This is a genomic window from Gammaproteobacteria bacterium, from assembly GCA_024235095.1.
Lineage (GTDB): Bacteria > Pseudomonadota > Gammaproteobacteria > Competibacterales > Competibacteraceae > UBA2383.
On the sequence record JACKNC010000001.1, the window covers coordinates 268,702 to 293,707 of the forward strand.

The 25,006-nt window shown below is 53.0% G+C and carries 22 protein-coding genes; 4 read left to right on the forward strand and 18 right to left on the reverse strand.

Going from position 1 to position 25,006, the window contains the following annotated elements:
- Positions 1–10 precede the first annotated feature (10 nt).
- From metW to H6973_01150, 8 genes are all read right to left on the reverse strand, one after another.
- Positions 11–604: a methionine biosynthesis protein MetW gene (metW, locus tag H6973_01115; GenBank protein ID MCP5124269.1), complete on the reverse strand. Its 594-nt coding sequence runs from the start codon at positions 602–604 to the stop codon at positions 11–13.
- A complete protein-coding gene (locus tag H6973_01120; GenBank protein MCP5124270.1) occupies positions 594–1,820 on the reverse strand; it encodes a homoserine O-acetyltransferase in 1,227 nt (408 codons plus the stop codon). The genes metW and H6973_01120 overlap by 11 nt, the downstream gene beginning before the upstream one ends.
- 47 nt (positions 1,821–1,867) lie before the next feature.
- Positions 1,868–3,163, reverse strand: coding sequence for a phosphoribosylamine--glycine ligase (purD, locus tag H6973_01125; protein MCP5124271.1), 1,296 nt, complete (start codon positions 3,161–3,163; stop codon positions 1,868–1,870).
- A gap of 28 nt (positions 3,164–3,191) precedes the next feature.
- On the reverse strand, positions 3,192–4,772 hold the full coding sequence (gene purH, locus H6973_01130; protein ID MCP5124272.1) for a bifunctional phosphoribosylaminoimidazolecarboxamide formyltransferase/IMP cyclohydrolase: 1,581 nt from the start codon (positions 4,770–4,772) through the stop codon (positions 3,192–3,194).
- A 52-nt stretch (positions 4,773–4,824) separates the two neighbouring features.
- The gene (locus tag H6973_01135) at positions 4,825–5,490 is read right to left on the reverse strand and encodes a carbonic anhydrase (GenBank protein MCP5124273.1); all 666 of its coding nucleotides are present in this window, start codon (positions 5,488–5,490) and stop codon (positions 4,825–4,827) included.
- A gap of 174 nt (positions 5,491–5,664) precedes the next feature.
- The gene (locus H6973_01140; protein MCP5124274.1) at positions 5,665–6,087 is read right to left on the reverse strand and encodes a PIN domain-containing protein; all 423 of its coding nucleotides are present in this window, start codon (positions 6,085–6,087) and stop codon (positions 5,665–5,667) included.
- Positions 6,074–6,307 (reverse strand): AbrB/MazE/SpoVT family DNA-binding domain-containing protein, encoded by a 234-nt coding sequence (locus tag H6973_01145; protein ID MCP5124275.1) that lies wholly within the window; start codon positions 6,305–6,307, stop codon positions 6,074–6,076. Before H6973_01145 ends, H6973_01140 begins: the two co-directional genes overlap by 14 nt.
- Before the next feature lie 137 nt (positions 6,308–6,444).
- Positions 6,445–7,206: a PEP-CTERM sorting domain-containing protein gene (locus H6973_01150; GenBank protein MCP5124276.1), complete on the reverse strand. Its 762-nt coding sequence runs from the start codon at positions 7,204–7,206 to the stop codon at positions 6,445–6,447.
- Between the two features lie 696 nt (positions 7,207–7,902).
- Here H6973_01150 and H6973_01155 point away from each other — a divergent pair.
- The 4 genes from H6973_01155 to H6973_01170 all read left to right on the forward strand — a co-directional run bounded on the left by H6973_01155 (position 7,903) and on the right by H6973_01170 (position 9,521).
- Positions 7,903–8,157: a UPF0175 family protein gene (locus tag H6973_01155; GenBank protein MCP5124277.1), complete on the forward strand. Its 255-nt coding sequence runs from the start codon at positions 7,903–7,905 to the stop codon at positions 8,155–8,157.
- Positions 8,150–8,644 (forward strand): DUF3368 domain-containing protein, encoded by a 495-nt coding sequence (locus H6973_01160; GenBank protein ID MCP5124278.1) that lies wholly within the window; start codon positions 8,150–8,152, stop codon positions 8,642–8,644. Before H6973_01155 ends, H6973_01160 begins: the two co-directional genes overlap by 8 nt.
- A gap of 197 nt (positions 8,645–8,841) precedes the next feature.
- Positions 8,842–9,147 carry a type II toxin-antitoxin system HigB family toxin gene (locus tag H6973_01165; protein ID MCP5124279.1) on the forward strand — a complete coding sequence of 102 codons (306 nt, stop codon included), beginning with the start codon at positions 8,842–8,844 and terminating at the stop codon, positions 9,145–9,147.
- A 2-nt stretch (positions 9,148–9,149) separates the two neighbouring features.
- On the forward strand, positions 9,150–9,521 hold the full coding sequence (locus tag H6973_01170; protein ID MCP5124280.1) for a transcriptional regulator: 372 nt from the start codon (positions 9,150–9,152) through the stop codon (positions 9,519–9,521).
- 133 nt (positions 9,522–9,654) lie between these two features.
- Here the strand turns inward: H6973_01170 and H6973_01175 are convergent, their stop codons facing one another.
- The 10 genes from H6973_01175 to H6973_01220 form a co-directional block, all read right to left on the reverse strand.
- Positions 9,655–10,263 (reverse strand): Uma2 family endonuclease, encoded by a 609-nt coding sequence (locus tag H6973_01175; GenBank protein ID MCP5124281.1) that lies wholly within the window; start codon positions 10,261–10,263, stop codon positions 9,655–9,657.
- Positions 10,264–10,282: 19 nt separating this feature from the next.
- Positions 10,283–11,818 carry an NADH-quinone oxidoreductase subunit M gene (locus H6973_01180; protein ID MCP5124282.1) on the reverse strand — a complete coding sequence of 512 codons (1,536 nt, stop codon included), beginning with the start codon at positions 11,816–11,818 and terminating at the stop codon, positions 10,283–10,285.
- A 410-nt stretch (positions 11,819–12,228) separates the two neighbouring features.
- Positions 12,229–16,326: a pilus assembly protein PilY gene (locus H6973_01185; GenBank protein MCP5124283.1), complete on the reverse strand. Its 4,098-nt coding sequence runs from the start codon at positions 16,324–16,326 to the stop codon at positions 12,229–12,231.
- A gap of 79 nt (positions 16,327–16,405) precedes the next feature.
- Positions 16,406–16,732, reverse strand: a complete 327-nt coding sequence (locus H6973_01190; GenBank protein ID MCP5124284.1) for a hypothetical protein — start codon at positions 16,730–16,732, stop codon at positions 16,406–16,408.
- Between the two features lie 116 nt (positions 16,733–16,848).
- Positions 16,849–17,373, reverse strand: a complete 525-nt coding sequence (locus H6973_01195; protein MCP5124285.1) for a pilus assembly protein — start codon at positions 17,371–17,373, stop codon at positions 16,849–16,851.
- A 15-nt stretch (positions 17,374–17,388) separates the two neighbouring features.
- Positions 17,389–18,204: a PilW family protein gene (locus H6973_01200; protein ID MCP5124286.1), complete on the reverse strand. Its 816-nt coding sequence runs from the start codon at positions 18,202–18,204 to the stop codon at positions 17,389–17,391.
- Positions 18,201–18,641: a type IV pilus modification protein PilV gene (pilV, locus tag H6973_01205; protein MCP5124287.1), complete on the reverse strand. Its 441-nt coding sequence runs from the start codon at positions 18,639–18,641 to the stop codon at positions 18,201–18,203. Before pilV ends, H6973_01200 begins: the two co-directional genes overlap by 4 nt.
- A gap of 14 nt (positions 18,642–18,655) precedes the next feature.
- The gene (locus H6973_01210) at positions 18,656–19,270 is read right to left on the reverse strand and encodes a GspH/FimT family pseudopilin (protein ID MCP5124288.1); all 615 of its coding nucleotides are present in this window, start codon (positions 19,268–19,270) and stop codon (positions 18,656–18,658) included.
- Between the two features lie 124 nt (positions 19,271–19,394).
- On the reverse strand, positions 19,395–20,210 hold the full coding sequence (locus tag H6973_01215; GenBank protein MCP5124289.1) for a DUF3782 domain-containing protein: 816 nt from the start codon (positions 20,208–20,210) through the stop codon (positions 19,395–19,397).
- A gap of 187 nt (positions 20,211–20,397) precedes the next feature.
- Positions 20,398–24,945, reverse strand: coding sequence for an SBBP repeat-containing protein (locus H6973_01220; protein ID MCP5124290.1), 4,548 nt, complete (start codon positions 24,943–24,945; stop codon positions 20,398–20,400).
- Between the last annotated feature and the right edge of the window lie 61 nt (positions 24,946–25,006).

The following is a 25,006-nucleotide window of genomic DNA, read 5'->3' on the forward strand; positions in this document are numbered from 1 at the left end:
AGCGCCAGATTCAGGCGCGACCCAATCGGTATAATGCGATCTCGCCAAGCAGGTTGGGCCACAGCCGTGGTCCCTGCCAGGGACGGTGCGCATGATCCAGCACCATGCGCTGTAGAACATCGATGCGCTTGCGCTGGCACAATTCCTCAAAATCGCGAATCGTGAAAAGATGGACATTCGGTGTGTTATACCACTGATAAGGCAAGGTTTTAGCGACAGGCATCAATCCCTGCAAGGCCACTTGCAGCCGACAACGCCAGAACCCGAAGTTCGGAAAAGTAACAATTCCCTGCCGACCGACCCGCAGCATTTCATCCAGCAAGCGTTCAGTGTGTCGGACCGCCTGTAAGGTCTGGGTCATGATCACGTAGTCAAAGCTGCTGTCGCTGAAGTCCTCCAGCCCGGCTTCCAGGTCTGCATGAATCACGTTCACGCCGGTTTGAATGCATTTGACAATGTTGCCGGTGTCGATTTCCAGGCCATAACCTTCAACCTGTCGCTGTTCGTGCAAATAGGCCAGCAATGCGCCATCGCCGCAACCCAAGTCGAGCACCCGGGCGCTGGGGCGAATCCAGTCGCTGATCAACTCCAGTTCAGGACGCATGCGCATGGATCTCAGTAGAATGAGGCAGGGGGGATGCTTCATAAGAGAACGCTTCTTCGGGACCGTTCACTTCACGAGCGACCCGGGTTAGATAACCGCGCAGCATGTCGTGATACAGTGGAATGGGCATTAAAAAGGCGTCGTGGCCATACTCCGAGGTAATTTCAGCATAGCTAACCTCGCGGTTGGCCCGCACCAGCGCCCGCACAATTTCGCGCGACCGGGCGGGGGAGAACCGCCAATCGCTGGTGAACGCGATGACCAGAAATCGCGCCTGCGCCCGGTGAAAGGCGACCGACAAATCCTGGTCGAAATCCGCCGCCGGGTCGAAGTAGTCCAAAGTTTTGGTCATCAGCAAATAGGTGTTAGCGTCGAAGCGATCCACGAAGGCTTTGCCTTGGTGGCGCAGGTAACTCTCCACTTGAAATTCGGTATCGAAGTTGAAGTTGAAGTTGGGCGTTCCCTGGCGCAGCTCACGGCCAAACTTAGCGCGCATTCCTTCATCGGAAAGATAAGTGATGTGGCCCAGCATTCGGGCGATCATCAACCCGCGCCGGGGCAATACGCCGAATTCGTAGTAATGGCCATGATGAAAATCGGGGTCGGACAGAATCGCTTGCCGGGCGACTTCGTTAAAAGCGATGTTCTGCGCTGACAAGCGAGGGGCGGCGGCGATCACCAGTGCGTGACGAATCCGCTCGGGAAAGGTGATCGCCCACTGCATGGCTTGCATCCCCCCCAGACTACCGCCAATGATAGCGGCCCATTGCTGGATGCCGAGTCGATCGGCGAGTCGGGCCTGACTACGCACCCAATCCTTGACCGTGACGATGGGAAAGTCCGGTCCATAAGGTTTGCGGCTGTCTGGATTGATCGAGGTCGGTCCGGTGGAGCCTTTGCAGCCGCCCAGATTGTTGCAGCACACCACGAAGAATTGACTGGTATCAATGGGCTTGCCGGGGCCGATACAGTTATCCCACCAGCCTGGCTTGCTGGGATCGCTGCCTTCGTGAAAGCCGGCGGCGTGATGATCACCAGAGAGGGCATGGCAGATCAACACCGCATTGCTGTGGTCGGCGTTCAGCGTTCCATAGGTTTCATAGACGATTTCATAGTCAGCCAGCATCCGGCCACAATCCAGCGCCAGCGGTTCAGAGAAAGGGGCGGCTTGGGGCGTGATCAGACCGACGGAATCGGGAGGAAATTGTGCGGCCATCATTCTCCTGACCGTGATGTTTATCCTTGGGTGAAATGGTTGACGATTTAGTTTGAGTGGCGCGCAACGGCGCGGTAACCGATATCGGTCCGGTAATACGCCCCATCCCAATGGATGCGCTTGACGCTGTTATAGGCCAGGCTTTGCGCTTCGGCGACGGTGGCGCCAAGCGCGGTGACGCAGAGCACCCGCCCACCGTGGGTAACGATAGGGCCATCCTTCGCTTCCGTCGTCCCGGCATGGAAGATCTTGATATCGTCGCCCAGTTCCTCATCATGCGCCGGCAGACCGGAGATGACGTCACCCTGCCGGTAACGACCGGGATAACCGGCGGCGGTCATCACCACACCCAACGCTGGACGCGAATCCCAATCAATCGCAACGTCACTTAAACGCCCTTCCAGCGCCGCCTTGCACAGCTCCACCAGATCCGAGCGTAAGCGCAAGAGCAGGGGCTGAGTTTCCGGGTCGCCTAATCGGCAGTTGTATTCCAGCACTTTGGGGCCATCGGCGGTGATCATAATTCCGGCGTAGAGGAACCCGACATAGCGGCAACCTTCCTCGGCCATGCCGCGCACCGTCGGTTCGACGATCTCGCGCATGATCCGGTCATGCAATTCCGGCGTGACCACCGGCGCCGGGGAATACGCGCCCATGCCGCCGGTATTCGGCCCCCGGTCGCCATTGTCGCGGGCTTTGTGATCCTGGGAAGAGGCCAGCGGCAGGATGAATTCCCCGTCCGTCATGACAATGAAGCTGGCTTCTTCGCCGACCAGAAATTCCTCGATGACCACCCGGTGACCCGCTGCGCCAAAGTCTGCGCCGCTTAACATCCTGCGCATGGCGGCGATGGCCTCGTCCTCGCTCTGCGCCAGAATAACGCCTTTGCCAGCCGCTAAACCATCTGCTTTAACCACTACCGGCGCGCCCATTGCGCGGATGTAGTCTTCCGCCGCATCCGGATCGGTGAAGCTTTGATAACGGGCGGTCGGGATGTGATGACGGGCCAGGAAGTCTTTAGCAAAAGCTTTGGAACCTTCCAGTTGCGCCGCCGCCTTGGAGGGGCCAAAGCAGGGCAGGCCCGCTTGGGCGAACTGGTCGACAATGCCCAGCACCAGCGGGACTTCCGGGCCAATGATCGTCAAATCAATCTGGTGATTGCGGGCGAATTCCAGCAAGTCCGGTGGGTCGTCAGCGGTGATCGAGATGTTGGTGACTTTGGGTTCCCGCGCCGTGCCGGCATTGCCCGGCGCGACGTAGACCTGGTTGACCCGGCTGGAGCACGCCGCTTTCCAGGCCAGGGCGTGTTCGCGGCCCCCGCCGCCGATAATCAGGATGTTCATCAATGTCTCCCTGCTTCAGCGTCAAAACTCAATGCCGGAAATGCCGCATACCGGTGAAGACCATCGTCATGTTGTACTCATCCGCAGCAGCGATGACTTCGTTGTCGCGCATCGAGCCGCCCGGTTGAATAACCGCGGTAATACCGAACTCCGCCGCCAAATCAATACCGTCCCGGAACGGGAAGAAGGCGTCGGACGCCATCGCCGCGCCTTGCAGCTCCAGCTTTTCTTCCTGCGCCTTCATAGCGGCGATGCGCGCTGAAAACACCCGGCTCATCTGCCCGGCGCCGACGCCCAGAATCATCCCATCCCTGCCATAAACGATGGCGTTGGACTTGACGAACTTCACCACCTGCCAAGCGAACAACAGGTCAGCCATTTCTTCGCCACTCGGCTTACGCTTGGTGACCACTTTCAATGCCGAAAGCGCGACCTGGCCCAGATCACGGTCCTGCACCAACAGGCCGCCGGTAACTCGTTTGTAGTCCCAACCCGGTGCCCGGTCGATATCCCAGAGACCGCAGGCCAGCACCCGCACATTCTGCTTGCTGGCGGTGACTGTTAAGGCTTCCGGCATGACCTCCGGGGCGATGATCACCTCGACAAACTGGCGTTCGACGATGGCTTTGGCGGTCACCTCGTCCAGGGGCCGATTAAAGGCGATAATGCCGCCGAACGCGGAAGTAGGATCGGCCTGATAGGCCCGGTTGTAGGCGTCGAGAATGGTCGCGCCGACCGCCACGCCGCAGGGATTGGCGTGCTTAACGATCACGCAGGCCGGGGCGGCGAAGCCTTTGACGCACTCCAAAGCGGCGTCGGTGTCAGCAACGTTGTTATAAGACAGTTCCTTGCCCTGAAATTGACGGGCGGTGGCGATGCAGGCTTCCTTCGGTTGCGGCTCCACATAGAACGCGGCGCCCTGATGCGGGTTCTCGCCATAACGCATGGCTTGCGCCTTGCGGAACTGAATGCTGTAGGTACGGGGGAAAGGATCGCGTTCGCCTGCGGCTTGAATGGAGCCGAGATAGTTAGCGATAGCGCCGTCGTAGCGGGCGGTGTGTTCAAACACCTTGGTCGCCAGATCAAAGCGGGTAGCATTACTGACCGCTCCGTTTCCAGTACGCATTTCGCTCAGCACTCGTTCATAATCGCCAGCATCCACCACGACGGTGACCGCCGCATGATTCTTGGCCGCCGCCCGCAGCATGGTCGGTCCGCCGATGTCAATGTTTTCAATGGCGTTAGCCAGGGTGCAATCCGGCTGGGCGACGGTAGCCTCGAAGGGATAGAGATTGACCACCAGCAAGTCGATCAGGGGAATGCCATGCTGCATCATGGCGTCTTCATCCTCGCCGCGCCGACCCAGCAAACCGCCATGAATGCGGGGATGCAGCGTTTTGAGCCGGCCATCCATCATTTCCGGGAAGCCGGTGTAGTCAGCGACTTCGATAACCGGTATGCCGTTGTCGTTCAGCAGCTTGGCGGTACCACCGGTGGAGAGCAGTTCCACGTCCAGCTCATGCAGGGCGCGAGCGAAATCGACGATGCCGGTTTTGTCGGAAACGCTGAGCAAAGCGCGGCGGATGGGGGAAGCGAAGGTTGGATTCATGCGGGAGTCCGTGGCCATTGGAGAAATGGAGGGTAAGCGCCGGAATGAACGATTAAAGGTCTTCTTCGGCCGCTGAGCCAAAATAGAGATCGTAGAACCGGTCTTTCTCGGCATCGTACTGCATGAGTTCGCCATTTTCGAGATCGTAGTACCAGCCATACAGATTCAGACGGCGATCCTCAACCCGTTCGCGCACGAATGGGAAGCTCAGCAAATTGGTCAGCGAGGCGCGAATGCCGGCGCGTTCGCAAGCCCGTTGCTTGAATTCGCGGCTGGCGTCCGGCCAGCGGCGCAACACTTCGTCACGAGCCGAAGTCGCGATCTGCACCCAGGGCGCAATAAAACCCTCGCCTTCATCATTCAGGCCGTAGCCTTCCAGCAGCGCATTAATGCCGCCGCAGCGCGAATGACCGAGCACGATGATGTTGCGGACCTGCAGATTGCAGACGGCGAACTCCAACGCGGCGCTGGTGCCGTGGTAACGTCCGGTCGTTTCGTAGGGGGGAACCAGATTGGCGACGTTGCGCACGACGAACAGGTCGCCGGGCGCCGAGTCGGTGAGGATCGCCGGGTCAACCCGGGAATCGCTGCAACCGATCAACATCGTTGATGGGGTTTGTCCCTGCATTGCCAGCCGGTTGAATACCTCCCGGTTCGGTTCAAAACTTTTGACGCGAAAGCGTTGAAAACCTTTGACTAATTCTTTGATGTCAGCCACAGCGCGAGACTCCGATGATGAGGGTTGGCGCGCTATTATACAAGCTGGGACAGGGCGTTGCGCAGAATCGCATTCATTCGTTATGATCGATGCTGGGTAAAGTCCAGACTGGCCAGACTTGAACCAGGCGAGGCAAGAGCAGCAGGTTTGACGATATTCTGGGCGAGGTTTGAATCAATGTTTCCAGGACTCGCCAGCAAAGGGATTCCGAATAATTAACTGTCCATTGATGATTTGAGCCTCTTGCCAGTCTTCTGAATACAGCGTGCTGCAATTCGCCAGTAGCGCGGCGGCGATGATCAAGGCGTCATAGAACGAAAATCCATAACGTTCCGCAATCCTGAATCCAAGGTCATGCGTTTCTAAAGTGACGGGGTGAATTTTGCAAACCTGTCGAACTGTTTGCAGAATTTCGCGGATTTCAGGATACGACAGACCTAGTTTGCGGGATGCGACGGCGGCAAACTCATTGAGAATTTGCACGCTGATGACTCCACCCTGAGCCAGCAGCGCCTCGGCGCGATCTGCTTTCTCGGGGTCCCCGGACAACAGATAGAGCAGGACATTGGTGTCGAAAAACGATTTATCCTCGCTCATGAGCTTCGAGCCGATCAAACTTGAAGTCGGCAGGAAGTCGTCCGCGATATTTTCTTAACCGAGCCAGCAACTCGTCAGTTCCAGGCTTTGCTCTGATTTCGAAGACGCGTTCTCCGGCCACATCGATTTCAATGTGATCGCCCTCTTTAAGATTGAGCGCCTCTACAACTGACGCCGGCAAGCGCACCGCTAGACTGTTGCCCCATTTCGCCACTTGCATAGAATCCCCCTCACGGTTTGGATATATATTGTGATTGTATATCTATAATCCCAAGTTTGAAAATCTGATGATGGGAAGTCCCAAACAAAACGGCGACCCGCAGGCCGCCGTTTTCGCAACTTCAACCACTCTGACGATTAAGCCCGCTTACGCCGCCGGGTGAAGCCCAGACCGGCCAGGCCAAGGCCAAAGAGGGCGAGGGAGGCGGGTTCGGGGATGTTAGAGTTGACTTGTTCCGGACTGCCAATAGTGAAATTATCAAAAGCGAAAATATCACCTTGGCCCGTCGTGGTATTAAAGGCTACCGAAGTGAATTGTTCAGCATTATTCTGCGCAATTAAGCCATAAAATAGTACCGAACCATCGGTGGAACCGGAGCTGCCTACAGTATTAGGTACCGTCAGATTATCACCATTTGACAGGTTCAAGGTCAATTGGCCGCCAAAGTCGCCGATGTCGACACCATAAAATCCAAATGCGGCGATAGGATTGCTGAAATTGATGGTAAAGTTACCGGCACCGCCTGCTGATACTTCCCAGTAATTAGACGAACTTGCGGAGGGAATGCTGTAGCGTCCAGCAGACGCTGTACCTGGAGAGGAACTCCGCACCGATCCATTACCACCGGTCAGCTCAGCGGTGCCTGCACCCGGAAAGGTCAGCGTCAGCGGTGAGCTGGTAAAAAGCGCAATGCTCTCAAAGGTTTCCGTTCCCACGCCAATTAAATTGGATAAAAAGTTCGTTTCCGCCCCCGAAGCGTTGGGGATTGATGACAGAGGTGTGCTGGAGCTGTTATTCAGATCTTCACCAAAGAAGATTTGGTAGGCGTGAGCAGTGCTGGCGCTAAAAGCGAGTAGCGCTGCCAGCGTTGCGGAAGCAGTAAAGTGTTTCTTAAACATCTCAATTTCCCCTTGAAAAGAAGTGAAGTGGATTTCACCAGGCGCCTCGGCGACTGTGCCAAATTCTTGGTTGTTGGTCATTGATGCGCCTGATTTCGCAGGGGATTAAAAGCAAAAAAGAAGCCAAATTTATATACTATTGAATAATATATAAATTTAGTTATTATAATCCATTCGGTTGTAAAAAATCCTGACAATTAACGATTAGCAGATGAAATAGTCGGAAGTTTACAGTTATGACCTTTAAAACTGCCGAAAATCGCCGCTTATAGTTATCGATTGTCATCTATTAGAATGATTTTCACTATTAGCCGAAATCTTCTGTGTCCTGCTTATGCTTAATAAATTTCGCCAAGCCGGCAAATTTGTAACATATCAGTCAAACAACCCAGTGTATCAGTAGGAAATTCAACCGGACGCCACTGTAAAATTTTCCGACAGTCTCTTTGCTTCAAACGCCGTTTTTCCGCTTAAATCCGTGATCAGACCCAAAAGCGCTGTAAAATTTTCTGACAACGCGGGTGATCACACGCTCGCCCGGCTCATCCACGTCGGAGAACCCTATTCATCGGTACGCACGAGCAATATGATGGGATCGATGCCGAAACCATTATTTCCGCCGAGAGCCTGATCCGCCCTTCAGGTCCGCGTTGAAAAAAATGAGCATAGCGCTGTGCGTTAATCGAGGATAACTTGATGAATACCTTATTACTGGAAATCCCGGCAGATGCCTTGCCCGCTCCCGCCGATCCTCCAGAATTATTTGCGGCTGAAGCCCGCTTTCTGCTGGCGTTGAAGCTGTTCGAGTTGGGCCGGGTTTCCTCAGGCAAGGCGGGACGTCTCTGCGGCATGGGACGAGTCGAGTTTCTGCTGGCCGCCAGCCGCGCCGGAACTCCGGTTGTTCACCTGACCGCGGAGGAGATGGCGCGTGAGTTCGTCTGGGATGATTGAACGCGCTGTGATTAACGCCGGTCCTCTGGTGGCGCTGTCGCTTCTGGAAAAGCTGGATGTGTTGCCGGCGCTGTTTACAGAATTCTGGATTCCCGCGCCGGTTTATACCGAAGTCGTAACCGCTGGGCTGGGTCGTCCCGGCGCGATGGACTTGAGTGCGCCACAATGGAGGGCGCATATTCGCCAAGCGCCGGACCCGGACCCCTTATTAGTCGCGGAACTCGATCCGGGAGAGGCATCTGTCATCGCGCTTGCCCGTACCTTGCTACCCTGCCTGGCGATCATCGACGAACGGCGTGGTCGCCGCATCGCGCAACAGATTTATGGCTTGCCCGTCAGGGGTACGGCGGGTCTGCTGGTCGAGGCAAGGCGGCGCGGATTCGTGGGTGAACTCCGCCCGATGCTTTATCAGCTCAAGGCCGCTGGCTATTTTCTGGCTGATTCAGTGATTGACGCTGCGTGTCAAGCGGCAGAAGCTCCTCATTGAGATTTCCTGATCACTCCAAATAAACCCAGTGTATCAGTAGGAAATTCAACCGGACGCCACTGTAAAATTTTCCGACAATGAGAAGGCTCCAAGTCTTGAATCACCGCTAAATATCGTGACCAGCATTCAAGCGCACTGTAAAATTTCCCGACAGCGCAGCTTGCGCTTATCCCAAAATGGGACTATCGTTTAGCCTCATGAAAATCATTGCAGTCAAGGCCCTGCGCGAGTTCTGGGAACGGTTCCCGGACGCTGAGCAACCCCTTAAGGCGTGGGTGGATGAAGCCAGAAAGGCGCAGTGGACGCAACCCGCCGATACCAAACGCCATTATCGCAGCGCCAGCATCCTCAAAAACCGGCGGATCGTCTTCAATATCAAAGGTAATGCTTACCGATTGGTCGCATCAGTTGCCTATCGATTTGGGGCCGTGTACATCAAGTTCATTGGTACGCACGAGCAATATGATGGGATCGATGCCGAAACCGTTGACGAGGAGTATTAAAAATGGAAATTCGCCCGATTCGCACCGAGGACGATTATCAAGCCGCACTGCGCCAGGTTTCCGCGTTCTTCGATCAGGAGCCAAAACCGGGTTCGCCGGAGGGCGACCGTTTCGAGGTCATGCTGACCCTGCTGGAAGCTTATGAAGCACAACATTTTCCCATCGATTTGCCGGATCCTGTCGCGGCCATCCAGTTTCGCATGGAACAGGCGGGTCTAACGCCCAAAGATTTACAACCCATGATCGGCCGCCTGAATCGAGTCTATGAGGTACTCAATCGCAAGCGCCCGTTGACCCTGAACATGATCTGGAAATTACATCAGACCCTGGGCATTCCCGCCGAGAGCCTGATCCGTCCTCCAGACCCGCGTTGAAAAGGAGGTTGTTCAACACCTTCCGTAGAGTTGATGTAGGGCCAGTTTCAAACGGCCCTGGCGGGTTAAAACCGGCCATACAGCTTTTTAAATCAACAAGTTATTGTGCCTTCTTTCAGAAGGTGGGCACAAACTATCCCTCCCGCAACGCAGCGCGCAAAGCGCGCACCGCCTGAGTTTGGCTGGACTCGCTCATGCAACGGGCCATCAACGCCGGGTCAAGATCGGGCAACAGGCGACTTCGGGCGCTTGGCGAGTAGCCGCCCTCCTGCAACAGAAAAAACTGGAGTTGGCCTTTTTGCCAAAACCAGACTTCAGGAACGCCCAGACCTCGGTACACTTCCAACTTATCAATGCCTCCCGAAGTCCAAACCACCTCGATAGCGATATCCGGAATGCTCGGCGGCTCGTCTCTGATTCCCACGACATAGCATTCATCGGCTTCGACGCCGCGCTCCACTGCGGCGGACTTCACCGTCCACGAGCCATAGCCGTTCAATTCGATATTGCGTTCTTCGGCGTAAGCCTCCAGCAAACGGCCCAACAAGGTTTTGAAATGCTCGTGGTTGATTGAAGGCGACATCAGCTCCAGTTCCCCTTGAAGATAAGTCACGCGGGCGCCAGCCTGATCGCCGCGCATCGCCAGAAAAGCTTCATACCCTTCCCAACTGATGTCGTGCAGGCAGACACGCTGATCAATGTGCTGAATCGGAACTGCTGGAGGATGCAATGCGGAAATCATAGCCAAATCTCCCAATGGTTTAGCGGTGCGCTGGAACCGATGCCCGGTTCGTGGTCATCTGCGCCGCCCAAGCGTTCGCCGCATTCACCGTCAGGTTTTGCACCAGGCTGGGGAACAGACCCCCGGTTAAAACCAGTAATCCCATCACGCTGGCGATCAGCAATTCACGGGGACGCAGATCCATCGCCGAGGCGACCGCCGGTTGCGTGACTGGCCCCAGAAAGGCATGGCGGAAGAAACCCAGAAAATAAGCCGCGCTCAGAATCACCCCAAGCAGGGCAACAACAGCCAGACCGGGCGAAACTTGCAAAATGCCCAGCAGCATCAGCAATTCAGCGACGAAGCCATTCGTGCCGGGCAGCCCAATCGACGCCATGCCCAGCAACAGGAACAAAGCGGTCAGGCGCGGTAGGGGTTGCGCCAGCCCGCCCAGGCTGGCCAGATCCGTCGAACCCAACCGATGGTGCAGAAAACCGGCCATGAGCATCAACCCGCTGGCGACAATGGCGAAATTGGCCAGTTGGAAAATCGCGCCCTGCATACCCTGCATATTCATCGCAGCGAGGCCCATCATCACCAGCCCGACATGACTGATGCTGGAAAACGCTAGCATCTTGCGCAAATTGGCCTGGCGCAGTGCGATCAGCGCCCCATACAGCAACCCGAACAGACCCAGGAGCACTATCAACCAGAAAAAATCGCGAGCAGCCATCGGCGCCAGCGGCAGCGTAAAGCGCAACATGCCAAAGACGCCCAGTTTGAGGCCAACCAGCAACGCGCTCAGTCCCACCGGCCCTTCCTTTAACACGGTCGGCAGCCAGGCATGGAAAGGAAAAAGCGGCGCTTTGACCGCGAAGCCGAAAAACAGCAACAGGAAAACCACCGTCTGCGCCGGGGCGGGTAACGGCTGCTGCAACAACGCCAGATAGTCGAAATTTAATGTATGACCCGCAATGCCTGGGTCGTGCAACCCCAGCAGAATCATCCCAAACAGCAGGGGGACACCGCCGGCCAACATGAACAGCGTATATTGAGTAGCGGCGAAGCGCCGTTCCGGGCCAATACCCCACAGGCTGATCAGGAAGTAAATGGGAACTAGGGTCAGCTCCCAGAACAGGAAGAACAACACCAGATCCAGAGCGCAGAATACGCCCATGGTCACTCCTTCCAGCGCCAGCAACAAAGCAAAGTACAAGCGCGGCAGGGATTGAATGCTGGTCCAGGACGCCAGAATCACCGCGCAGAACAGCAGCGCGGTCAGTGGCGGAAACAGAGCAGCGATGCCGTCGATGCCCAACAGGTAATGAACATTCAGACTGGGAATCCACGGTGCGCGCTCCACAAACTGCATCCCCGCGACCTCTAAGCGCAGTGAGATCAACATCGCCAGCGACAACACCAGCTCCACCACCGCGCCCATCAATACCAGGATGCGCACAGTGCGGTCTTCGCGCGGGAACAGCAACAGCAACGTCCAGGTCAACGGCAGAAAAATGAGCAAACTTAAAATGGGAAAACCGATCGATTCGGCAGCCGATAAATATTCAGGATTCATCCCCTGGATTCCTTTAGAAAGAGGTTCTTCACGAATTCTGGTGGAGTAAGTGGAACGCAATCCACCTTTTTGAGGCGCGCTACCAGTTTAAAGAACGAAAGGCGAGACTTCCAAAGGGACATCCTGGAAAAAGGACCGACACCGGATTCTGATATGACGCAAGATGATCGCCCTACAGGCGATGCGCTCTCCCGCCCCGCCCTAAGCAACGCAGGGCTGTTAAATTCTGTGTAGGGCGGGTTAGAGCGCCAGCTCGTAACCCGCCGATTTTGCTGGACTTCGGCGGTGGCGGGTTACGCTACGCTAACCCGCCCTACCCATCAGAATCAGCAGAACTTAACGGCCCCGCCCTAAGCAACGGGGCCTCTTACGCAAGAAAGGTGAAATTTTAAACATAGCCCATTTCCCACTTATTGAAGTTGTTGCCACGACTGGCGGGATGCCACGGTTTGCATTGACGTGCCTTGACCGCCAGCCAGTTGCCTGCCCAATCCTCCGAGAGTAGGAGCCCAGGTCGGATTCACGGCAGCGCCTGTTGTTAATGCATTTGCACTGTTAAGAATAGTGGTTGCTTGAGCTAATGCAGTTTGGGCTTCCGCCACAGTAACACTCTCATTGCCTCCACCGCTAATGATCGCATTAGCGTTATTAATGACTTCATTCGCGGCATTAACAATCGCTGCTGCCGCAGCAGTGTTGGCGTCCGCTGCGGCTTGGTCGGCAGCCGCTTGCGCAGCTTGCGCGTCGGCCAAGGCTTGCGCAGCCGCAGTCGCAGCGGCTGCGAGATTCGCATCAGTAGGATCGGCATCCGCCGCAGTTTGCGTGTCATTCGCTGCAGTTTGCGCATTTGCGACATCCGCTGCGGCATCCGCTGCGGCTTGTTGTTGAGCGGCGGCGGCGGTGGCAGCAGCAGCAGCAGCATTAGCGGCGGCTATCGCCGACCCACTAGCTGATGAACTTAAACCCCCAGTTCCCGATGCAAGTATATCAACGCCTCCAGAGGACCTGATGAGGGTGGCCTGTGCGATGCCGGCGACTTCGGTTTGAAAGCCGCTCGCTACTCCCGTGACTCCAGCGATAGTCACATAATCACTCGTATCGGATTCATTATCACGATTGACATCAAACACATTGGTCTCAGCTTGACCGCCCGTCAGCCAATCCAGCGCCATGAACCAGGATGTGCCTGTGGATGGGATGCAGGGATCGATGTTATAGGGAATGCGCGTAACAAAGATCACTCGACCTTGAAACAGAATGGGCGCATCGATGACGCGCTCGCCTTCTGGATTGTTATTAACAACTAGGTCAACATACCAGCCACGCCCGTCATTAACATTCCAGGTAATGGGATTTTTCGACAGCAAGCGCCAATTATTCCCATCTTGTACTCCTTCACCCAGAATTTCCTGTTCCAGGAGTACGCTACGATCAGTCTTGTTTATGGCGGTTCCACCGCTCCAAGCACCAGCTTCAAATTCGGCAGTGTCCCAGATGCCATAGAGGCTGTTTACTGGAGTGGCGCTGGCGGAGTGATCACCGACCTCGAAATACTTACCGGTGCCAAAGAAGATTAGATACCCTCCATCCGGGTGTTTAGCAATTTCAATCGGCGCAGTGATCGGCTGGATATTGCCAGAATCATCTCTAGCTTTGAAGAGAGGCTTACTACCGCTAAACGCCACTGCGTTGCTAGTTAGATCGAATTTCCACAAGTTGCCCCGTAAATCGCCAGCATAGGCAGCTATAAAGCTGCCACTATCATCAGCCAGTAATGCAGGCGTCGCTAAACCATTACCTGTCTCACTGTCTGTCGGGATTTTTATATAATTCGTTGGATCGTCAAGAGGGACTATAAATAGAAACGCTTTACCATTATTACTTTCATAGCCGTTGCCAAAAACTGCGACCCAAGTATCCCCAATGCGCCCGATAGTTGGTTGGCCGATTGTGTAACCAAGATCATCGTTAGTGAACTCCCACAAGACATTATTGACGCTAAAAGAATCAGGGTTGGTCACATCCAGCGCGAACACCGCCCGACCGCCTGCGCCGGTAGTGCCAATCAACGCTGACTTCCAATTGCCGCCAATCTTAGCGTCGCTGATGATGGGCGAGCCATCGACGAAATACTTATGGCTGTAATTAGGGGCTGACAAGCTGGCCAGATTGGCCAGCACCGCATTGGGAATGAAAGCGAACTGCTCTACGCCGGTCGATGCGTTGAACGCATGCAACATGCCATCGTTGGCGCCGACATACAGCATGGGGGTTCGTCCTTGATTCGCGTTGAGGAACGCTCCATAGCCTGTCGAATCCCAAGCAGAATGCTTTAAATTGACTACTGGTTCGCCGACATAAGCAGGATCGGAATTAACGATGTCGCCGAGTAACTTGCTGTATTGATCCGCGGGTGGCAGCGGGTTGCCATTTTCATCCTCGGTGACGATCTGACGATTGCGCAGCGTTCCCCCATTTTGCATTTCCTGGCTTTGATCGCCGCGCACCCAGTTCAGGACCTCTTCCGTAATACCCAAGCCATCCAGTGTCGTTTGTTGAGCGGCCGTCAGCGCGCTCCATTTGAACTCGACTTTCTCGCTGCCAATCATGCCGTAGACCGTTCGGCTACCCGCCGCCGGAATTTTGCCAGCCGAACTGGTATCCCAAGTGGCCGCGCCCACTGTACCGTAAGTAGGATCTAGCGCATACGAGATGAGTTGTCCTGTCCAATCGCTACTGTTGAAGGTGGCTTGGTAGATCGATGTGCCGGTGTCCAGCTTGGTCGAGTTGGTCGCCAGGGAAGCAGCGGAACTTTCTTCGCGAGTGACAATATCCTCCAGGATTCCCGCTAGCTGGTCAGCAAAGGTATCCGGCTCTGCCGCGCTAAAAAAGCCGCCACGGCTGTTAATTGCAGCATGAAGTAAATCATCAATCCGTGCAGGACATTCAGTACCAATACAGTTTCCATTACTACTAGAACCCGTGTCCGGCCAATTAATTGCGCTGCCATTTGCAACTGCCGTCCATGCATCGTTTGGATTGATTGAGCCAGTGACGCCCAAGCCAACGCCAAATACCACCATGTGCTGCCAAAACGCTTTATCTACTGAGTCAGTTGGCACCAAGTTGTCCAGATCAGTACGTAGGTCACGATTCCAATAGTACATCGCAATATCAGAAAGATTATTGCTTTGATTATCCCTATAGGGATCAGCCGGCGTGTATTGATAAGTCGAACCATCTGGTGCGGAAATTGACGGTCCTGATGCATTGTCGACGTTTTGGCGAGCCGCGCTGGTGCTGGCTTGATAATCGCTTCCTCCTGACCAGTAACCATCGGTCATCAAAATCGTATAGCTTTTTCGGCACTGCAAATGATCGCTTGAATCGTTAGTGCCAGGGACAGCGCCCCAAGGTCCATAGTTATCCGTGCGGGAGAAATACTGCCCGGCGTCATCAAGCGCTTTGCGCAATGGCGTACCTGAAGCAGGGATATCGCGTGTATAAAGTTCATTAAAGAATGCCTGACGGTTGGAACCGGTGAACGGACGCACTCCACGCACAATCGTACTGGTATTACTTACAGTATCAATGATGCTCGATCCCTTATTAATCGTCCCATAGCCCACACGGAGATTTGAGCCTTGTTGCGCGAAAGCTTGACCAATTCCTGCTCGGGCAGTAAGGATTCGCGAGCGGTAATAAGTATACCAGTTGGCGAAATTCTGGATTTCCTGGGCGTAAGTACAGATGCCACCCGTACAATCAGTTCGATTATCACGACTGTGACCACTATAGGTTGAGGTGCTGGATTTAATTTCGACCCGGGTGTAGTTATTCCAATTCCATTGGTCGCCACCATTATGCCAGTAGTATGTGGAAGGCCAGAAGGTTTTATCGCTCGTCGATGACGAACAACTTCCATTGCTGGTACACGTTCGCCAGTAGTTATTATTATACCTAGCGTTATTCACAGTCAGATTACGAGCAACAGAGTTTACGGATCCACTAGGGCAGCTACCTGTGTTCTCTGGATTATGATATGCACAAGTAGGCGAAGCATTTGGATAGGAACTGCCATCATACTTGATCCAAGGCTTATAGGTTTTTGAAGGATTGTAATAAGATTTGTTAAACTGCGGCGAACGGGTCGTTGCAGTATAAGCAACATTTGAATCTACCGTAGCCGTTTGAATAAAGTTGTCTAAGTAATCGCTTGGACCATAAACATTATCCGCGCGCGGAAAGACAAACCCTGCATAGGAGAGGCCAGGAAAAGCCAAAGTTTCTGGGGTGACCTCGAAGAACATTGAACCCGAGTCATCAATGATGAACATAATATTCGGATCTACGCTATCCAAAGCCATAAACAGTGGCAGTTGCGAAACCGTTGCCCGTGCATTTTGGCTTCCAATACCCGATAAAGTCAGGGTAATGGTTAGCAAGAATAGCATCGATAATGTTTTAACGATGCCTGTATTGGAAAGTAATAATTTTTGGTTTTCCATGGTCTACCTCAGCTTAATTTCTCTGATTAATAGAAATTTCTGGTCTTCGGATGGAGAAGTAGAAATAACAAAATCTCCCTCATATATGTGGTACATCAAAAACACGAAGACTTTGAATGAGGTTACCATCCGCTTCAAACTCGACATAGTAACCGACCTTCAAATCTGTAATGCTTATTGTCTCTTCGGTCTCATTAGATAGTTTTTTAAGATCGATTTGAGGGGCAATTTTATACTGTTGACCATCAACTTCGATTATCCTTTCGATAACATCTATCGTGGTAATCCTTCCAATAAGACTAGATGCTTGAGTTATGTGCAATGGCACCGAAATTAAAATAGTCAGAATAAATGGGTATATCCAGAAAGATTTTCCAGATTTTTCAAAATAAGCCGCGAAATTCATGGTTTATCCTCCAAAGCTCAAATAAATCATTTGGAATGCATCATTGCTATATAGCAAGAGCATGATGAGTTTCCAAGGCAAATAAAAACCTGCTACTGTTCCCATTTACATAAAGTCTACATCCGATAGACACTCTGTAAAATGACTACAGCGTTTGGCGAACCGCCGATTCCACGGGCAGTGATACGAAAATAATCATCTCCCAGACTCGTTCGATTATTCACTACCTGGCTACTCCCTGAGCCACCAGTTTGAGCTATGTTGCCTAAGTACTCAATCACATAACTCGGCGGGGCGGAAATCCCCATCAACGCCCCATTATAATTTATCGGTTGCGGACCTCCCCAGTTGAAAGCCAGCCAGCTCGCAGGTGGCGCAAAGGTGTTTGGTTGAACTCCTGGAGCAGCATTGCCCCGCTGATCCAATGCATTTTCCGCAGCCAATAACGCCGCTTCGGCGGCCTGAAACGCCAGATTGCGATCAAGCACATTACCCGCCATTTTCTCTTGTTGCGTGGTGCTTTGCATACCTGTCACACCAATCAGGGTCATCGCCAATAGGAAAACCAAGGCAATGATCAACGCCGAACCCCGCTGTCGGTAAAGCCTTAGACTATTTTTGCTTAAATACGAGATGTACATGACGGTTCTCACAAGTTAGTTCCGCAAGGCGATGGTTGTAGAAAAAGCTTGACCTAAACAGCGGTTATTTAAAATCACATTAGTTTGACCTCCAGCGCCATCAGAAAAATTAACACCTTGCGGAGTGGTGACCAAATTGCCTTCAAGGCCCACTACCAATAAATTGATCTGGACACTAACGACGTTGTTCCAGTTGACCACACCCCCAGCCGGAACGATTTGTCTAGCTACACTAGGGGTAGGAGGGGTACCGGCGGGAGCTGTGTCTTCCCCATAGAGAATCTCCATACTACGAACCCCTTCGATCAGTTCCTGATTATTTAAGCCATCTAGTCGATTAACTCTTAGGGAGTTATTTGCTTCAGGACAACTTACAGCACCCGTTGTTCGCGGCCCAATAGAATAGATTCTGGAGTTAAATGTAACGCCATCATCAGCAAGCCATTGAATAGCAATATTATCTGTAGCACCATTATCATTACCGAATATTGGAAATGCGCCAAAACTAGGGATATTAGGCCATACAGGCGGCGGTGTTACCGTCGTCGAGGTAATCCCTCCTGCGCCTGCGACAACTGTTGTCGTAACTCTTGGATAATAACGGGCCATCCGTATATCACGCGCCATCGCTTCCAATGCAAACCGCCCATTCTCTTGAATGCGGGACAGCGCATCGTAGCCACGATAGGTCTGTTTGCTACCGATAAAAAGCTGAATCACGCCCGCCACTAAAAACAGACTAATGACCAGAGCGACTAAAATTTCCACCATCGTAAAACCTTGCTGAAGGTGGCTTGATTTAAAAAAGTGAGGATAGCGTGTATTCATCATAGTTCGGTCGTCACGATAAATTGATTGGGAGTCTCTTGTCCGCGGCTGTCATCCCATTGGATGGTTATTGTCACGATTGCGCCATCATAGTTAATAGTGCCATTTGCTGACGGCAGTGTGTTATTCAATGCCGTTGTCCACCTTCCGGTATCAGTCACAGCGATGCCATTCAAGCCTGCAACCAAAATAGCATTGCAATCTTCGCCTGGCCTTTGCGTGTTCGCCGCATCATAGAAACCGCATCGGACTCCTTTTACATTAGCTCGCATCTGTTCAAGAATGTCATACGCTAAGATCGTTGCTTGCGAGCGTTGAGAAGCAGAACTATTAAACCTTAATGCCGTCGCCTGCAGGCCAGCCAGTCCTAAAAGTCCAATCGCCAACACCACGACCGTTACTAGAATCTCGATGAGGGTAAAACCAGTTTGTTTTCGCATTCTTATCCTCCAGTCTAGAAAGTACAGGGTGTTATTCCTAAATTACCCTGCAGATCTGTGTTCACTCGCGCTCGTCCAACAAAATTGATAATAATCTGATTTTGCTGATTGTTGTTATGACAGAGACTTAGAGTCAATGTGCATGCCAGAGGAGCATTGCCAAGTTGACGCGCTGTTCCATCCGGTGAGAAAGAAATGTACTGGTTATTTGGTGGGTTGAGGATTGCCGGAGCATTGCCTGTCAATGTAGTCCTGCCGCCATCGAACGCCTCATAAACGCGGAGAACAACCTCATTGCCGTCCAATGTGCCGTTGTTGTCTGTAATAGGGTCATTAGCAAAATTGCCGTCGCCAGTCGCATCGGCATCGACGAAAACAATCCAGCCATTGCCCCACGCATTCCCGTTACATCCGGCTTGGTTGCCAGGACAAAGCACAACTCGCCAGCCCCGTTTAATTGCTTCACTTCGGGCCAGATTGAGCGCGCTCATAAACTCGTTCGTGTAGGTAGCCGCACGATTATTGCGCATCATCGCCTGAAATGACGGTACGCCGACGGTAAGCACAATCGCGGCAATGGCCATCGTGATGATCAGTTCGATCAAAGTAAACCCTCGTTGTCTATTCATCGTCACTACACCATTGGTTAATAGTTGACACCCTACACAAAACGCAGTCTCCTCTTCACGCCGCTTCTGATTCAACGGTCACATTTTTCCGACAAACGGCAATTCATCCTGACTGGCCCGCCGTCTATAGCTCCTCAACCAGGATCGAATCGCCGAAGGTCTCAATCCCCAATTGTTCAGCGACCTTGTGCGCCCGGACATCGATCATTGGCGAGATCACGATCAACCGGTTGGCCTGCCGCCCGTGGCGCTTCTCATAAAACCGCGCCTTGCGTTCAAAAATATACATTCCTGCCTTATCAATCGACGATTTCAATTCACAGATCAGCAGCAACCCGTTCTTAATGATCACATCCAACTCCACCTGATCCGGTCGACCGAACACCTCGCCCTGATCATCGTACTCATTGACGCTGAGCACCTGCACATCAAAGTTTTTCTCCAGAATTCCGGCCAGCGCATCGCGGAACGCTTTCTCGGATTGCAGACCCCAGCACGACCCCAAAGCGCCAATGCTGCGGTCATGTTTTTTCGCTTGCGCCATAATTTCCTCATGGAGCTGCCGCAGCTCTTGCTGATTCTCCCACCACTTACGGTTCTGCTCCTCCCACTTGCAGTTCTGCTCCGCCTGATGCTCGTCCCACTTACGGTTCTGCTCCTCCCACTTGCGGTTCTGCTCCGCCTGATGCTCCTCCCACTTGCGGTTCTGCTCCGCCTGATGCTCGTCCCACTTGCGGTTCTGCTCGTCCCACTTGCGGTTCTGCTCCTCCCGATCGCGGCGCAATTCCGCTAGAAGGTCATAAAACCGATCTTGGGTTTCCTCTCGCCCCGCATATTCCCGACGAGTCAAGTCGAGAATATAGGCGCGCAAGTCGGAATCGGTCCGCAAAAGCTGCGGTAACTCTTGTCGAATCGCTTCTTTCAACGACTCTGTATTCATGACTTTTAAATCCTATCTTTGCAGCCTAACTCTTAAAAAAAGCCTGCTCTCTCCACTCTGGCTTCATAATCACTATACTCCTTGCCAAAATCACACACAAAAACGCCGCTCCGGTTTCACCAAAGCGGCGTTTTTTTGATTCTCTCCCCGGCGCAAAACCGGGCAGGGATTTATCCGATCGACAAATCTAAAGACCCAGTTCCGCCATAAAGTCAGTGAATTCCTGAGAATAGAGGAAGTCCGCCATCACGTCGTTGCGTGATTTACCGGCTGCCAACTCACCCTGCCAAAACGTCAGGCCATCCGCATCTGGCTCGCGCTGGAAGAAGGTGCGATAGAGATCGGTGATGAACTGGGTATCGCTAGTATTGTTACCCAGATATTCGGGACTGTTGAAGAAGAAGTTCGCCATATCCCGGAATACAGGTTTGACATCGACGCCTGCCGCCTGGCGCTCAGCGATGAGAGCCTGCCAGAAAGCCAGGCCCGTCGGATCGGGCGCGCGACCCAGGATAGAGGTGTAGTAATGGGTGATTAGCTCGGTCGATGAGCTGACAAAAGTAGCAGTAGCCGTTTTGATGGCGTCCATCGTCACCGTGCAGGTTGTCCCGGTTCCAGCACAAGCTCCGCTCCAACCAGTAAAAGAGGAGGAGGTACTCACGTCGGGCTTGGCTGTGAGGGTGACGATCTTGCTATCAGCCTTTGTGTAGGACTGCCAACAATCAGCGCCACAATCGATGACCGTGGTAGTAGCACCGTCATCAGCAACCACCGTACCGGTTACCTTACCAGTACCCACTCCGGTCTTGTACACAGCCAGGACGACCTGGCTGGGATCTTTGTTATTATCCCAGTACCTGGCTGTGATGTTAGTCGTGTCCTCCTCATACAAGGCCAACTCACAGTCTTTAAGACCCACGCAAGACCCACTCCAATAAAGGAAGGTATACAGCGATTTTGGCGGATCCTGTCCATCCGTCTTCGGTGCCTGGGTCAACGTAACTTTATCGCCGTACAGGAAAGGAATATCGCAGTTAGTGCTGACATTGCAGACAATGCCGCTGGGTTGGCTATACACCGTTCCATTGCCAGATTCTTCGACAGTTACCTTCAACCGTTTAACGGTGAAGATCCGATCAGTGGCATCCCGCTGGCCTTGGGAGTAAACACCCAGCTTGTAGTCGCCCGCTGGCAGATCTTTAGGCGGCACATTAGGCAACACAATACTGCCAATACACGGTGGATGCTCCGTACCCGTTTCGGTGCTTGTTCCGGTACCCGCAGGTAAACTACTAAATTGGCACTCTTTGCCTGCGCTGAAAACCGTCGAATCCGTGGGAAGGAACACATCTGCTTTATCGGGTGAAACGAAGTACAGGCTGGCCTGGAAAAGTCCTGTTTCAAATGGTTGGTTATTTTCTACATTGAGTTCAAAACTGATGTTGCGCTGGCCATTTTTGCCCGCTGGTTGTTTCCCGTCAGCCGTAGCCGGTTTGGGACTGACTAACGTCAAATCTACTCCTACATTAGAATCTGAAAATGTGGCGGTCACTATTTTATCGCTGTCCAGCGTCACTGTGCAGGGATCCGCGCTATTACAAGTCGGTTCGCTCCAACCATTGAAAACCGAGTCGGTTCCGGATTGGGCAGTCAGCGTCACCCGAGTACCCATATCATAACTTTCCTGGCAATCATCACCGCAGTTGATGCCGGACGGGTCGCTGATTACAGAACCAGTGCTGCTACCCCCTTTTTTCAGGTTGACAATCAATGATCGTTGGCTCTCTTCCCGGAAAACCGCCGTGACAGACTTAGCTTCATTCATTTTGATTGAGCAAGTCTCCACGCTTGGATTACTATCACAACCGCTCCAACCTACAAAAGATAAGCCAGGAGCAGCCGTAGCAGTTAATGTCACATCTTTGCCCCGATTGTAGTCTTTGGCGCAGTCGGCAGCGCCAGAGCCACAACGAATACCTTCTGGACTACTAATCACAACGCCTCTGCCAGTCACCTTCACAGTTAGCGTAAAGGTATCCGGATCCAGGAAGTTCGCAGTTACTGTCTTGTCTGCGTCCATTTTTACAGTGCAGGTTGCTCCAGAGTTATTTCCACCCTCACAAGATACCCCAGCCCATCCGGCAAATATCGAACCGTCTTCTGCCTCAGCAGTCAGCGTGACTTCCGTATCCACTTCATAGGCTTCTTCGCAATCCACACCGCAGTCAATGCCATCCGGGACACTGGTCACTGTGCCGGAGCCTACTCTAGTAACCGTCAAGGCATTGGAATCAGTATTGATGACTGGAATGCTGAATTTGGTCACAAATGCATCCGCGCCACCCGAATAACGCCGGTAAGGCGTAATCGGATCCAGGACAAAGCCATCCTCAAGCGAGTTGGTATAACCGACCATATAAACATCATTAGAGAAGTCCTTGGCAAGTCCACGCCCGGAATCATTCTCGGCGCCGCCCCAGAAACTGGAATACGTTAACTTCGTTCCATCTTCATTGAGTCTGGATAAGAAGGCTTCGCTCTTGGCCGCCACATTGTCATCAGCAGCCACCATTGGAAAACCAGGTGAGAAGGTTTCGCCAGCAACAAAAGCATTGCCAAAGCTATCTACAGCAATGCCATAACCGACGTCATTGGAAAATCCACCCAAGTAAGTGGCGTAATTCAGCGCGAAAGCAGAACCTGAATCGGTGTACTTGGCGACAAAAGCATCCTGCGAAGCTGTTGGGCCGTTGAACGTGGCGTCATAAGCGCCTTCCGTAGCAATACCGGATATAGAACTGGTATAGCCCGTTATATAGACGCCAGTTAATTCATCCCGCGCAATCGCTAAACCCCGTTCATTGCTCGGACCATCCAGAGATGTATTAGAGCTGATGACACCGGTTGTATTAACCTTAGCAATAAAAGCCGCTTCATTGGTTGGGCTATTGCGATAGCCGGTGATATAAGCGCTTGTTCCCGCCGAATCTAGCACAATGCCTTGGCCGCGATCATTGCCGGTAAAGTTGGTCAGGCGGCTATATACCAAGCCGTTACCTGCTGCGTTCACTTTGACGATAAAGGAATCTTCACCACCACCATTAGCAGCAGCGCCAGTTGTTCCTGGAAAATTCACTCCTGGAAAACTTGATGAGGTAGTGTACCCCGTTACATAAGCCTCACCCAAACCATTGACGGCAATCCCATAACCAGATTCACTCCCTGCGCCACCGAGGTAAGTTGAATAGCCCAACTGGCCATTGGCATTGATTTTAGCAACAAAAGCATCTTGGGTGCCTTGAAGCGCAGCAACAATCAGGGTGAATGTCTTACGGGTGACATTTTTAGGATCAGCATTATCTTCTACTTTGACAATAAAATTGTAGCTACCCACCTGATCAATAGTTGACGTTCCTGATAATACACCCGCAGAGGAAAGCGTAAGGCTGGAGGGCAAACTACCTCCATCAACGCTCCAAGTATAAGTCACCGTACATATTGTTTCTGGCGCTACTGGTGTACACTGCCCATCCGTCGCTATAAATGTTTTCGTATAGGCAGTCCCTGGACGGGCTACGGATAAAGGCGTTGTCGTCGTAATCACTATAGTATCGCCTTCATCAACCTGCTCAGCGGTTGATTTAATCGTCTGTGGAAAATTATCTGAATTCGTGGAACCGGTCACATAAGCATTGCTCGCGTTATCCACGGCAATCCCATAACCCACATCGAAAGCGCTGCCGCCAAAATAGGTTGAATAAATAATCGTACCGGCTGCATCCATCCGGGTTACGAAAGCGTCAGTACCCCCGCTAAAATTCTGATTGATTGCAAGACTCGTCGTAGGAAACTGCTTACCCGCATCCCCCACGTTCGCATTATTCGTACTGGTCGAACCGGTAATATACGCATTGCCTGCGCTATCCACTGCAATGCTTAAACCCCGATCATCGCCGCCGACACCGGTATCATCATCCGGTGCACCGCCCACAAAAGTAAAATACACCACCGGATCAATCACCAGCGGTAGCTGCGAGTTATAAGCGGCAATCTCAAATCCCACTACCGGCGCATCCTCAATGGACTTACGCAACACATAACGCCCATCTACCTTCCGCCGTTCGCCATTCACCACCTGATAAATGGTCGGTGAGGAATGCAGTACTTCCCGCCCGGTCGCTAAAACCACCAACTCCCCATTATCGGCAATGCGCGCTTCATCCGCCCCGACCAGACTTAGATTGATCACTGTCGGGTCAACACCCGGCGCAACCACAAAGTCATACTCCAACTGGCGCGGATTGCCATACAACACCCAATCCACTCCCGGATACACTTCGCTATAACGTACTTTAGCGAAATGCGGCACATCGGTTTGCCAATACTGCGGATCATTGCCCAGATAATAATGACTGCGGCCCGGCAACGCATCCATGCCGGACATCACCGGCTTTGAATTCACCGTATCACCAGCCAACTGCATTTGCACCAGCGATGACGTTTGCTCCTTTCCACGCAACGCCAGCACCGCCGCATTCGGGGTTAAATACAACTGATAGCCTGGCGCCCGCGCCACAAACTTCACGTTTTCCGCTGCCTGACCCTGATTCGGTTCAAAATGCAACGGTGACCGCCCGAACGCCTCGATCATCCGCGCCCGTTGCGCTGCGATCGCTGGCTGTCGGTCCAGCACCGCTGCCTCACTCGCCAGCGCCACGCCCTGACCCAGCAGCACACTGACGACGAAAGCCCACAGTATGACGCACAGCCACTGCCTCCCACTGCGCATTGCCCAC